The 12,119-nt window shown below is 61.1% G+C and carries 10 protein-coding genes and 1 tRNA gene; 5 read left to right on the top strand and 6 right to left on the bottom strand.

The genetic code is table 11. From position 1 onward, the window contains the following. Window positions 1-33: 33 nt before the first annotated feature. The 4 genes from JHW44_RS11360 to JHW44_RS11375 form a co-directional block, all read right to left on the bottom strand. Window positions 34-459, bottom strand: a complete 426-nt coding sequence (locus JHW44_RS11360) for a universal stress protein (RefSeq protein ID WP_089342782.1) — start codon at window positions 457-459, stop codon at window positions 34-36. Beyond that, a complete protein-coding gene (locus tag JHW44_RS11365; RefSeq protein ID WP_218822528.1) occupies window positions 452-3,280 on the bottom strand; it encodes a TRAP transporter permease in 2,829 nt (942 codons plus the stop codon). Before JHW44_RS11365 ends, JHW44_RS11360 begins: the two co-directional genes overlap by 8 nt. An 85-nt stretch (window positions 3,281-3,365) precedes the next feature. Beyond that, entirely contained in the window at window positions 3,366-4,337 is a 972-nt protein-coding gene (locus JHW44_RS11370) for a TAXI family TRAP transporter solute-binding subunit (RefSeq protein ID WP_089342881.1), read from the bottom strand. Between the two features lie 237 nt (window positions 4,338-4,574). After that, entirely contained in the window at window positions 4,575-5,903 is a 1,329-nt protein-coding gene (locus JHW44_RS11375; RefSeq protein ID WP_089342781.1) for an aspartate aminotransferase family protein, read from the bottom strand. Window positions 5,904-5,944: 41 nt separating this feature from the next. On the opposite strand from JHW44_RS11375, the gene JHW44_RS11380 reads away from it, so the two are divergent. Next, the gene (locus tag JHW44_RS11380) at window positions 5,945-6,490 is read left to right on the top strand and encodes a carboxymuconolactone decarboxylase family protein (protein ID WP_089342780.1); all 546 of its coding nucleotides are present in this window, start codon (window positions 5,945-5,947) and stop codon (window positions 6,488-6,490) included. Here JHW44_RS11380 and JHW44_RS11385 read toward each other — a convergent pair. Next, complete coding sequence (locus JHW44_RS11385) at window positions 6,469-7,062, bottom strand: uracil-DNA glycosylase family protein (protein WP_089342779.1); 594 nt, start codon at window positions 7,060-7,062, stop codon at window positions 6,469-6,471. The genes JHW44_RS11380 and JHW44_RS11385 overlap by 22 nt on opposite strands. A 172-nt stretch (window positions 7,063-7,234) precedes the next feature. Between JHW44_RS11385 and JHW44_RS11390 the strand changes: the two genes are divergently transcribed. The 3 genes from JHW44_RS11390 to kdsA are packed head-to-tail and all read left to right on the top strand — an operon-like array spanning window position 7,235 to window position 10,441. Beyond that, on the top strand, window positions 7,235-7,888 hold the full coding sequence (locus tag JHW44_RS11390) for an ABC transporter ATP-binding protein (protein ID WP_089342778.1): 654 nt from the start codon (window positions 7,235-7,237) through the stop codon (window positions 7,886-7,888). Continuing rightward, on the top strand, window positions 7,872-9,602 hold the full coding sequence (locus tag JHW44_RS11395; protein WP_089342777.1) for a KpsE/RkpR family capsule polysaccharide export protein: 1,731 nt from the start codon (window positions 7,872-7,874) through the stop codon (window positions 9,600-9,602). The genes JHW44_RS11390 and JHW44_RS11395 overlap by 17 nt, the downstream gene beginning before the upstream one ends. Then, window positions 9,599-10,441 (top strand): 3-deoxy-8-phosphooctulonate synthase, encoded by an 843-nt coding sequence (kdsA, locus tag JHW44_RS11400; RefSeq protein WP_089342776.1) that lies wholly within the window; start codon window positions 9,599-9,601, stop codon window positions 10,439-10,441. Before JHW44_RS11395 ends, kdsA begins: the two co-directional genes overlap by 4 nt. Window positions 10,442-10,506: 65 nt before the next feature. Here the strand turns inward: kdsA and JHW44_RS11405 are convergent, their stop codons facing one another. After that, complete coding sequence (locus JHW44_RS11405) at window positions 10,507-11,691, bottom strand: BaiN/RdsA family NAD(P)/FAD-dependent oxidoreductase (protein WP_089342775.1); 1,185 nt, start codon at window positions 11,689-11,691, stop codon at window positions 10,507-10,509. 95 nt (window positions 11,692-11,786) lie between these two features. Here JHW44_RS11405 and JHW44_RS11410 point away from each other — a divergent pair. Further along, a tRNA-Gln gene (locus JHW44_RS11410) sits at window positions 11,787-11,861 on the top strand. Window positions 11,862-12,119: the final 258 nt, after the last annotated feature.

A 12,119-nucleotide genomic window follows, 5' to 3' on the forward strand; every position in this document is an offset into this window, starting at 1 on the left:
GGTGAGGCCATGGCAGCACCGCGCGAAGTTTCTTTACCGCACGATCATGACTGATACCGGCGAATGCCGCGCGACCGAATGGGCGTGACTGCTGACCAGCAGGCTGCGCAGTTCGTCCGGCTTGTGGCTGGCCATGACGATGGCGTCCACCCCCAGATCGGCAGCCTGCTTGAGGATCGTTTCAGAGACATGGCCATGTCCGACGTGGATCTCGACCCTGGCATCAGCCGGAAACTCGCGGTCTACGAAAACCGCAAGAGCCTCTTTCATGTCCTGCAACGCCTTGACCTCGAACCCCTTGGGCAGGAATGTCGCGACAAGCGAGCTGCCGATATCGGGCACGATCCCCAGCAGATGCAAGGTGCCGCCCGGTTTCAGCAGATCACGCGCCTGAGGCAGCGCCTTGTTCCAGCTTTCTTCATGTTGCAGGTCGATGGGTAGCAGAACACTGTCAAGCATGGCTCAGCCCTTCCTTGGTCTTGGGAGCCGAACCCTCACCGGGTCCGGCACGCCGCCGCTGCATCCAGATGACGAACGCCAGAACCAGCATGGCGGGAATATAGATCAGATATTTTGACGGAGCGGGTGCCGGAGCACGCACCAGCAGCACCTTCTGATCCCAATCCAGACCAGCGGCCTTTGCCGGGCTGTCAAAGGCAACATTGTCAATAATGACCTCATCGCCATTCTGAATGGTATCGATCCCCAATGCCGCCAGACGATCGGCACCGGTCTCGCCCTCGGGCACCTCCAGCAGGGCCGAGAATTCGATCGGATCACCCAGCTCGTTCAGGCCGGCAATGCGCAGACGCAGCGGGGAACCCGGCTCGGAATCCTCGAGTGCCTGAGCGAATTGTGCCGGCGGCAGATCGGTATAGGGCGGATAGACCATGTCCATGAAGAACCCGGGACGGAAGATGGCAAAGGCCACACCCAGCAGAAGCACGCTTTCCCAGACCTTGTTGCGCACGATGAACCAGCCCTGTGTCGCCGCCGCGAAAAGCAGCATCGCAAGGGTGGCAGTCACGAAGACGAATATCCCGTGAATCCAGTCCACATTGATCAGCAACAAATCCGTGTTGAAGATGAACAGGAACGGCAGGGCGGCGGTGCGCAGGCTGTAGAAGAAGGCCACGACACCGGTGCGGATCGGATCACCGCCGGACACGGCGGCCGCGGCAAAGGAGGCCAGACCGACCGGGGGCGTCACATCCGCCATGATCCCGAAGTAGAAGACGAACAGATGCACGGCAATCAGCGGCACGATCAGCCCGTTCTGCTGACCCAGGGTGACGATCACAGGCGCAAGCAGGGCCGAGACAACGATATAGTTCGCCGTGGTCGGCAGCCCCATCCCCAGAATCAGCGACAGCACAGCCGTCAGCAACAGGATCGCCATCAGGTTGCCACCCGACAGGACCTCGACCACATCGGCCAGGGCCGAGCCGACGCCCGTCTGACTGACCGCGCCGACGATGATCCCTGCGGTCGCCGTGGCGATGCCGATGCCGATCATGTTGCGCGCGCCGGAAATCAGCCCGTCCACCAGATCATCCAGACCGGCGCGCATTGCCGCGCCAATATTGTCATTTCCGGTCCGGTCCGCGCCCCGCAACATGACCATCAATGGCCGCTGCGTCAGCAGGATAAAGATCATGTAGGCGGTCGCCCAGAAGGCCGACAGCCCCGGCGACAGCCGATCCACCATCAGCGCCCAGACCAGCACGATCACCGGCAGCAGGAAATGCAGCCCCGAGCGGACCGTCGGTCCCGGCAGGGGCAAGGCGGTGACGGGTTCGTTCGGATCGTCCAGCTCCAGCGGCTCTTCACGCGATGCCACCCAAAGCAGACCGACATAGGCTGCGGTCAGAAGCGCAAAGACGACATAGATCGACGACGCGCCAAAGGTGGGACGTATCCAGCCCATGGTGAATTTCAGCAGGAAGGCCAGTACCCCGACCATCACGATACCGAACAGGAAACCGATCATGCGGCGCATCAGCGGTCCGGGCTCATAAGCACGCGGCAGCCCCTGCATATTGGCCTTCATCGCCTCGAGATGGACGATATAGACCAGCGCGATATAGCTGATCGTGGCAGGCACGAAGGCATGTTTGACCACGTCGAAATAGGGGATGCCCACATATTCGACCATCAGGAAGGCGGCCGCCCCCATCACCGGCGGCATGATCTGCCCGTTGACCGAACTGGCAACCTCTACCGCGCCCGCCTTTTCGGAACTGAAACCGACCTTCTTCATCAGCGGAATGGTAAAGGTCCCGGTCGTCACCACATTGGCAATCGAGGAGCCGGAAATCAGCCCGGTCATGGCCGAGCTGACAACAGCCGCCTTCGCCGGTCCGCCACGCATGTGGCCCATCAGCGAGAAGGCGACCTGAATAAAGTAGTTCCCGGCCCCGGCCTTGTCCAAAAGCGCGCCGAACAGCACGAACAGAAAGACGAAACTGGTCGAAACGCCCAGGGCAATGCCGAAGACGCCCTCGGTGGTGATCCACTGGTGATTCACCACCTCGGCCAGTGAATTGCCCTTGTGGGAAATGATGTCCGGCATGTAGGGGCCAAGGAAGGTATAGACCAGAAAGATGCTGGCGACGATCATCAACGCCGGCCCCAGGCTGCGACGGGTGGCTTCCAGCAGCAGCATGATCCCGATGACCGAGACCACATAGTCCTGCATGATCGGCGCGCCCACGCGCGTTCCGATTGAATCATAGAAGATGTAGATATAGAGCGCCGAAGCCGCCGCGACCAGCGCCAGCCCCCATTCCCATGGCGGCACCCAGTTTTTCGGACTGCCCATCAGGATTGCGGCCACGACGACGACACCGATCAGCGGCACCCACCAGACTGGAACGCCGGTCTTGGCCCCCATCATGAACATGACGGTCATGAGAACCGGAACCGCCACGCTCAGCCCGATCTGAAAGGGCGAACGTTCGGCGGGATAGGCCATATAGGCCAGGAACAGCGCAAAGGCGAGATGGATCGAGCGGGTCTCGGTATCGTTCAGAACCCCGAAACCGACCATGAAGGGAATCGGAGAAGCGATCCAAAGCTGGAACAGTGACCAGCACAGCGCCACGATCAGGATGATCTTGCCGACTGCGCCCGGCGGGGTGCGTGCTCCGGTATCAGAAGATGCGACCAGTTCGTCCAGTTCGGACTGAGACAGGTTGCCATGTCCGGCCCCGCCCATCTCGACGGCGCTGGCTTCAAACTGATCCTTGCCGCTCTGGTGCTTCTTGTCTTCTTCACTCATCACGTCACCCCCCATGAATGGGCATTATCTTTGTTGCTCTACGGGTGAAGGGCGGCCCTGCGGACCGCCCCCATGACCGACCGGATTATTCGATCCAGCCTTGTTCCTTGTAGTATTTCGCGGCGCCGGGATGCAGCGGCGCGCTGTTGCCCTCGGTCACCATCGACTGGGGATCAAGATTGGCAAAGGCCGGGTGCAGACCCTTGAAGCGGTCGAAATTGTCGAACACGGTCTTCACGACCTGATAGACGGTGTCCTCATCCACATCCGCCGATGTCACGAAGGTTGCCTTCACGCCGAAAGTTTCGACATCCTCGTCATTGCCGGAATACATGCCACCGGGAATGGTCGCCTTGGCGTAATAGGGATTGTCGTCAACCAGCTTGTCGATGGCTTCGCCGGTGACGGGGACCAGCCGGGCATCGACCGTCGAGGTCGCTTCCTGGATCGAACCGTTCGGGTGACCGACGGTATAGATGATCGCATCAACCTTGTTGTCGCCCAATGCCGCGGACTGTTCCGCCGGCTTCAACTCGGAGGCCAGCGAGAAGTCGTCCATGGTCCAGCCCAGAGCGTCCAGAACGACCTCCATCGTGCCGCGCTGACCCGAACCGGGGTTTCCGACATTGACGCGCTTGCCCTTGAGATCCTCGAAGCTGCTGATTCCGGCGTCGGCCCGCGCAACCACGGTAAAGGGCTCGGGATGCACCGAGAATACCGCGCGCAGGTCTTCGAAATGCTTGTCGCCCTCGAATTCCGGCACATCGCCTTCATAGGCATGATACTGCCAGTCCGACTGGGCAACGCCCATCGTCATGTCACCTGCCTGAATGGCGTTGATATTGGCGATCGATCCGCCGGTCGACGGAGCGGTGCACTTGATTCCCGTTTCCGAAGTCTTGCGGTTGACCAGGCTGCAGATCGACTGACCGACAACATAATAAACGCCGGTCTGGCCGCCCGTTCCGATGGTAATGAAGCGTTCTTCCTGCGCGGCGGCGGCGGTGGCCCCAAGGGCAAAGGCCGTCGTCAGCAGGATCGGTTTGAGCTTACTCATGCAGGTTTCTCCCATGTCATTCACGAATTGATATTCAGGAATTGGCATCACAATTTTTCCCGCAGCTCATGCGCGGGTTATACCTCACGGTAACGCGATAGCCTTGTTTGGCAATCCCTAAACCAATCAATTCGTAATGTTGCCTATATGTCAGAGGTTTAGGAACAATCAACCTGCGCCGACGCAATCCCGTGCAACGCAGGTGACTGGCGGGATTCGCCGGTTCAACCCAGAGGATCAACCCTGCCCAAGCACCTCTTGCATCGCTGCATCAAGCCGGTCGACCAGCAGAGTGATTTCCTCGTCCGAAATGATGAAAGGCGGTGCCAGCAGCACGTGATCACCCCGCCGCCCGTCGATGGTGCCCGACATCGGATAACAGATCAGCCCATGCGCGAAGGCGGCCTTCTTCAGTCTCGCCGCGATTTTACGCGAGGGATCAAAGGGTTCCTTGGTCCCTCTGTCGGCCACAAGCTCAATTCCACGAAACAGCCCCCTGCCCCGGATATCTCCGACATTGGGGTGCTGACCAAAGCGGGATTCCAGCGCCTTTTGCAATGTCGCACCACGGCTTTGCACCTGAGGCAGCAGGTTCCGGTCCAGGATCGCCCGCAGCACAGCCAGCCCCGCAGCCGTAGCGACCGGATGCCCGATATAGGTGTGCCCGTGCTGGAAGAATCCGCTCCCCTTGGCAATCGCGTCATAGATGCCGGCACTGCACAGCATGGCACCGATGGGCTGGTAGCCCGCGCCCAGCCCTTTGGCGATACACAGGATGTCGGGCGCAACATCGTCCTGCTCGCAGGCGAACAATGTGCCGGTGCGCCCCATGCCGCACATTACCTCGTCAAGGATCAGCAGGATGCCATATTCATCGCAGATCTCACGGATTCGCTTGAAATAGCCCGGAGCAGGTGCCAGTGCGCCCGCCGTCGCACCCACGACCGGCTCGGCCATGAAGGCCATGACCGTTTCAGGACCGACGCGCTCGATTTCCTCGCGCAGCGCCTCGGCCGCGCGCAGACCGTATTCCTCGGGTGTTTCGCCCTCTTGCCGGTCACGATATTCGTAACAGGGATCGATATGGCTGACATCCAGCAACAGCGGTCCGAACTGCTGGCGGCGCCATTCATTGCCGCCGGCAGACAGGGCGCCAATGGTGTTGCCGTGATAGCTTTGACGCCGTGCAATCAGGCGCGAGCGTTCTGGCTGACCCTTTTCGACCCAATACTGCCGGGCCAGCTTGATGGCGGCCTCGGTCGCCTCTGACCCGCCGGAAACGAAATACACCCGGTCCAGCTCTCCCGGAGCATGGGCAATCAGCAAATCGGCCAAAGCCTCGGCAGGTTCCGAGGTGAGGAACCCAGTATGGGCAAAAGCCAGCTTGTCCAGCTGCGCCTTGATCGCCTCGGTAACTTCGGCGTCACCATGCCCCAGGCAGCTGACCGCCGCCCCGCCCGAGCCATCCAGATAGCGCCGGCCTTCGGAATCGATAAGCCAGATGCCCTCACCCCCGACAGCGGTCGGCAATTGGGCGTGGCAGTGACGGGGGAAAACATGCGACATGACATTTGTTCCTGAGTCGAGAGTCACGTGAGGATGCTCTGATGAGCAAGAAAATTGAACCCCTGTCAGACAGTGATTGGCCCGCTGAGATCGCGGCGCTGAACGGGGGCTTTGCGGGCAAGCTGAATGTCTATCGGACCATGGCCCATCATCCCGGACTGCTGGCTGCATGGGCTCCGCTGCGCCAGCATGTCGTGCGCGATCGCGCCATGACCGACCAGCAAAGCGAGGTGGTCATCTTGCGGACGGGGCACAACCTCGGCTCTGCATATGAATGGGCGCATCACGTCACCCGCGGCCGGGCCGTCGGCATGGATGACGCGCGTATCGCTGCATTGGCCGGTCCGCTGGAGGGGATCGACGAAGACGACCGGGTGCTGGCCGCAGCGGTGGATGAGCTTTTCGCCAATGCCCGCCTTGGCCCCGACACGCAAGAGGCGGTCACGGCCGCCATCGGCAAGGCAGGGATGTTCGACCTGATGGCAACGGTCGGATTCTATTCCGTGCTGGGCTTCATCGTGAACAGCTTTGACGTTCCCGTCGATGATGACGTTGCCACCCGGCTTCAGGCCGACCCCGCCCCCTGAGAAAGCTCTGCCGCGACCGCCGCGCGCAATGCCGGCAGCAGATCGGTTTCGAACCAGGGATTGCGGCGAAGCCAGCCCGTGTTGCGCCATGACGGATGAGGCAACGGAAAGACCGATGGCGCATATCTGCGCCAGTCGCGCACGGTTTCGCTCACCTGCCGCGCGCCCAGATGCCAGCGCATCGCATGTCCGCCGATCAGCAATGTCAGGCGCGGCTGCAACAGCGCCATCACCTCGTCGCGCCAGGTTCTGGCACATATGGGCGGAGGCGGCAGATCCGCGCCCTTCGCATCATAGCCGGGAAAGCAGAAGGCCATCGGCACAATGGAAATGCGGTCACGGTCGTAGAACTGCGCCTCGTCAATGCCCATCCAGTCGCGCAATCTCTGGCCCGATCTGTCATCGAAGGGGCGTCCGCTTTCATGCACCCGCATGCCCGGCGCCTGCCCTGCGATCAACAAGCGCGCCCTTGGCCGGAACCAGACCACCGGCCGCGGGGCATGGGCCGTCGCCGTTTCCGCGAAGCGCGCGACACAAATCCTGCAGGAGCTGATGCGGTGCGAAAGCGACATGGACCTGATACTAGTGAAAATGTAGCGGGAAAGAAGGGTGACAGAATACAACTTATGGGGCATCAGGGTGGAAACTGGACAGCTTGCGTTGACGCGCCTATGGTCCGGGCGGTTGTCCGGCACCCCCCCGGCATGGCAACCGGCCCAAAATCACGGATGGTAGCAAATCGCCATGCTGGAATTCGATAATGTCTCGAAGTCGTTCTGGACCGGGACGCAGCGCAAAGTCATCCTTGACCAGGCCTCATTCCGGGTCGAACTGGGGCATTCCCTTGGCATCCTTGCGCCCAATGGCACCGGCAAGACGACGCTGGTCAACATGATGTGCGGGCTGGAAAAACCCGACGAGGGCGTGATCCGGCGCGAATGCAGGATATCGTTCCCGCTCGGCTTCATGGGCGGCGTGGTGAACAAGCATTCGGCCAATGAAAACGCCCGCTATATCGCCCGCATCTATGGACTGGATCCCGATTACGTGTCGGCCTTCACGCGCTGGCTGACCGATATCAACGAATATTTCGACATGCCCGTGGGAACCTATTCGGCGGGCATGCGCCAGCGATTCACCTTTTCCCTGCTGCTTGCGCTGGAATTTGACATCTACCTGATCGACGAGGGCATGCCCCAAACCACCGATGTCGAATTCAATCGCAAGGCCGGTTCGGTATTGTTCGACCGTCTGCGCAACTCGACCGTGGTCATCGTGTCGCATATGCCCCAGACAATCGAGAAATTCTGCCAGAGTGCGGCAATCCTGCGCGACGGAAAATTGTATATGTTCGAGTCCCTTGAAGAGGCCAAGCAGTATTATGACTACACCGCCTAAGGCCCGTGGTTTTCACACATCGCCGTCCGATTCGATCAACCCCGGAAAACAGGAGGATGGCGTTCGGATCGAAGTGCAAAGGCGCAGCGAATCCAATGCGACGGGCGATCAGCCTCGGCCTCAGGGTGACAGCGAATCCGAACAGGCCCGCCGCGAAAGATTCATGCGCACCGATCCACCGCAGGACGGCTTTGCCGGCATGGATCCCGACGAAAGCCCCGCCCCCAAGGCCGTGGACCCGGATCTCGAGAAGAAACTGCAGGCCATTCGCGACGAGAAACTGACCGAGCGCCAGTTGCGAATTGCCCGCCGGATCGCAACCCTGCACCAGATAGAGGTTCAATCCGACGAAGAAGCCGTGCTGCGCCTGCGCGAGCGCGGAATCGATCCCTCGCAGCGGGCGGCACTTGGCAAGCTGCTCTCGGCCGCGGGCACGCAGGCAAGCACCGCCCCGGGCCGCAACACCCCCGCCCTGGTCCCGCAGGCGCAGCCCCCCTCTGCGCCCGGCACGGGCCTGGGACCGGCACGCCCGCCCCTGCCGTCGCGCGAAGCCCTGACCGAGGAACGCCGCGCTGCCGAAATCTATCGCATCCAGCGCGACATCGCCCGCCGCCGCCGTCGGCGCCTGATGATGCTGGCGCTGCGATTGCTGTTCTTCATCGCGCTGCCGACGCTGCTGACGGGGTTGTATTACTTCCGCATCGCCTCGCCGCTTTACGCCACCTATTCGCAATTCCAGATCCAGAGCGCCGAAAGCAGCGGCTCCTCGGGGCTGGGCAGCTTGCTCAGCGGCTCACAACTGGCGACCAACCCCGACTCCGTCGCGGTTCAAAGCTATCTGACCTCGCGCGATGCCATGTTGCGACTGGACGCGGACAAGGGTTTCAAGCAGGCTTTTCAGGATCCGGATCTGGACCCGATCAAGCGCCTGCCGCCTGATGCGACCAATGAGGCCGCCTATGAAGTCTATCTGAAATCGGTGAAGATCGGATATGACCCGACCGAAGGCGTGCTGGACATGGAGGTGATCGCCCCTGACCCGCAGCTCAGCAAAGAATTTTCGGTCGCGCTGATCGCCTATGCCGAAGAACAGGTCGATCGCATGACCGAACGCCTGCGCGATGACCAGATGGCGGGTGCCATAGAAACCTATCACGACGCCGAGGAAAAGGTGCTGGCCGCCCAACGCCGTGTTCAGGAATTGCAGCAGAAACTGGGCGTCCTTGACCCCGTGGCCGAAGGCACCGTGGTCATGAACCAGATTGCCACGCTTGAAGGGCAATTGAACCAGAAGCAGCTAGAGCTGGGCCAGTTGCAGGCCAACCCGCGCCCGCTGCAAAGCCGCGTGGCAGCCGTTCAGGGTGATATCAAGCGCCTGCGCGAGTTGATCGACATCACGCGCTCGCAGCTGACCGAGGGCAATGAGACCCGCAGTTCACTGGCGGCGGTATCGGGCGAGTTGAGAATCGCCGAAAGCGAACTGGCGACGCGTCAGGAATTGCTGGCCGCTGCCGCAGCCCAGATGGAATCGGCGCGTATCGAGGCCAACAAGCAGGTCCGTTACCTGTCGCTATCCGTGAAACCGGTGGCACCGGATGAAGCCACCTATCCCAAAGCCTTCCAGAATACGCTGGTGGCATTCCTGATATTTTCCGGTATCTACCTCATGCTGTCGCTGACAGCCTCAATCTTGCGTGAACAGGTATCCACATGACCAAAGCAAAACACATTCGCATCGGCAATCTGGAATGTGGCAACGACCTGCCGCTGACCGTGATCGCCGGCCCCTGCCAGCTGGAAACGCTGGATCACGCGTTGATGATCGGCGAGAAGATGGCCGAGGCCTGTGCCAAGGCCGGGGCCAGCTACATTTTCAAGGCCAGCTATGACAAGGCCAATCGCACCTCGCTGAAAGGTCGTCGCGGCGTCGGCGTGCAGGAAGGTCTCGACATGCTGGCCACTGTGCGTGAGCGTCTGGGCTGCCCGGTGCTGACCGATGTGCATGATGCCGAACAGGCTGTCCTGGCCGCGAAACATGTCGATGTCATCCAGATCCCGGCCTTCCTGTGCCGTCAAACCGATCTGTTGCTGGCGGCTGGCAAGACCGGCGCAGTCATCAACATCAAGAAAGGCCAGTTCCTGGCCCCATGGGACATGCCCAATGTCGCCGACAAGGTCGCCTCGACCGGGAATGAGAACATCCTGCTGACCGAACGCGGTGCCAGCTTTGGCTATAACACGCTGGTGGCCGACATGCGCTCGCTGCCGACCATGGCAAAGACCGGCTATCCGGTCATCATGGATGCCACCCATTCCGTGCAACAGCCGGGCGGACAGGGTGGCTCTTCTGGCGGGCAGCGTGAATTCGCACCGGTCATGGCCCGCGCCGCAGTTTCGCTTGGCGTGGCGGGTGTCTTCATTGAAACCCATCAGGATCCCGACAATTCGCCCTCGGACGGGCCGAACATGATCCCGCTGCATGAAATGCCGGCACTGATCGCGACGCTGATGCGCTTTGACGCCCTGGCCAAGGCCGAGCCGATCACCATCTGATCCCTGCCGGGGGCCATGTCCCGACCGCCTGCGCCTTTCGGCACAAGCGGCGCCGGCCATGGCCCTCAGCCTGTCAGGGCCGCACGCCCTGCCGCATCGGCCGACGCCCAGGCCCACTGGAAATTATATCCACCCAGCCAGCCGGTCACATCCACACATTCACCAATGAAATGCAGGCCGGGAACCTTGCGCACCTGCATCGTCTTCGCGTCCAGTTCGCGGGTGTCCACGCCACCCAGGGTCACTTCGGCAGTGCGATAGCCCTCGGTCCCGACGGGACGCAACTGCCAGCGATTGATCCGCGCAGCCAGTTTTTCCAGCATCTTGTTGGGCTGATCGGCAAGGCGCGCCGAAGCCAGCCCAAGCTCTGCCGCGATTGCCTGCGCCAGCCGCTCGGGCAGCATCCGAGACAAGGCCGTGGCGACGGCAATGCGTCCGGCTTCGCCGCGCTGACGTTTCAAATGCCCGGCAATATCGACATCCGGAGCCAGATCGACTGTCAATGTCTCTCCGGGCCGCCAAAAGCTGGATATCTGCAGGATCACCGGCCCGCTGAGGCCCCGATGCGTAAACAGCAATGCATCCTTGAAGGTTGCGCCACCATGGCGGATTCGCGCCTCGACAGACACCCCGGCCAAGGGCCGACACAGCGCCAGATCCTGTTCGGCAAATGTCATTGGCACCAGCCCCGGCAAGGTTTCCTGACATCGCAGATCGAAATCGCGTGCAATATCATAACCAATTCCCGACGCACCCATTTTCGGGATCGATTTCCCGCCGGTGGCCACAACAACGCAAGCCGCGCTGACAGGCCCTGTGGCTGTGTCCACAAGAAACCGGTCGCCGCCGTGGCGGACCCCGGTCACCGCACAATTCAGCCGCAGTTCCGCGCCTTCCATCCGGCGCAGCAGCATATGGGTGATCTGCGTCGCCTTGCCGTCACAGAACAATTGTCCCTGCGTCTTTTCGTGCCAGGCGATTCCCGCCCTGTCGACCAGTTCAACGAATTGTGCCGGGCGAAAGCGAGCAAGCGCGCTGGCACTGAAACGGGGATTGGCCGAAACAAAGCGTCCGGGCTCGGTGGCCAGATTCGTAAAGTTGCAACGCCCACCTCCAGAAATCCGAATCTTTTCGGCCGGTTTGCCTGCATGGTCGAGGACCAGAACCCGTCGCCCCTGTGCCAGAGCCGAGCCTGCACAGAATAATCCGGCTGCTCCGGCCCCAAGAATTGCGAGATCAACATGTTCCATGGGGCGGCCATAGCGGCCTGAAGGAAAACAAACAAGATTCTTTGAATTTTCGACTTGCACCCTCCGTCAGCATTGGATATTTCCCGCTCCACAGTTGGGGCGTAGCCAAGCGGTAAGGCATCGGTTTTTGGTACCGTGTATCGTAGGTTCGAATCCTACCGCCCCAGCCAATATCCTCCAAGTCGTTGATCTGGATCGTCTTATCGAAGACGGACAGCCAATCTGGACCATTGTCCATCACGGCGCCGCCATCCAAAGTCAGGGGCCGCGCCATGGACATGGCCCAATTCATCATCCGTCAGGGTGCGAGCTACACCAAAGACAAACTCACAACGGCTTTGATCGCGCGATACAGGCGGCGACCCGGATTCGGAAAGGGAAGATGCCTGCAGCGCCCCCTCCTGCGCCACGGGCCTCAGTCGAACCGT

The sequence above is a fragment of the Paracoccus seriniphilus genome (assembly GCF_028553745.1).
GTDB lineage: Bacteria > Pseudomonadota > Alphaproteobacteria > Rhodobacterales > Rhodobacteraceae > Paracoccus > Paracoccus seriniphilus.

Bases quoted from the DNA above. Each gene is read 5' to 3' on its own strand.
- JHW44_RS11390 (WP_089342778.1), top strand. From the start codon at position 7,235: ATGCTGGAATTCGATAATGTCTCGAAGTCGTTCTGGACCGGGACGCAG.
- JHW44_RS11395 (WP_089342777.1), top strand. From the start codon at position 7,872: ATGACTACACCGCCTAAGGCCCGTGGTTTTCACACATCGCCGTCCGAT.
- JHW44_RS11370 (WP_089342881.1), bottom strand. From the start codon at position 4,337: ATGAGTAAGCTCAAACCGATCCTGCTGACGACGGCCTTTGCCCTTGGG.
- JHW44_RS11375 (WP_089342781.1), bottom strand. From the start codon at position 5,903: ATGTCGCATGTTTTCCCCCGTCACTGCCACGCCCAATTGCCGACCGCT.
- JHW44_RS11360 (WP_089342782.1), bottom strand. From the start codon at position 459: ATGCTTGACAGTGTTCTGCTACCCATCGACCTGCAACATGAAGAAAGC.
- kdsA (WP_089342776.1), top strand. From the start codon at position 9,599: ATGACCAAAGCAAAACACATTCGCATCGGCAATCTGGAATGTGGCAAC.
- JHW44_RS11405 (WP_089342775.1), bottom strand. From the start codon at position 11,691: ATGGAACATGTTGATCTCGCAATTCTTGGGGCCGGAGCAGCCGGATTA.
- JHW44_RS11380 (WP_089342780.1), top strand. From the start codon at position 5,945: ATGAGCAAGAAAATTGAACCCCTGTCAGACAGTGATTGGCCCGCTGAG.
- JHW44_RS11365 (WP_218822528.1), bottom strand. From the start codon at position 3,280: ATGAGTGAAGAAGACAAGAAGCACCAGAGCGGCAAGGATCAGTTTGAA.
- JHW44_RS11385 (WP_089342779.1), bottom strand. From the start codon at position 7,062: ATGTCGCTTTCGCACCGCATCAGCTCCTGCAGGATTTGTGTCGCGCGC.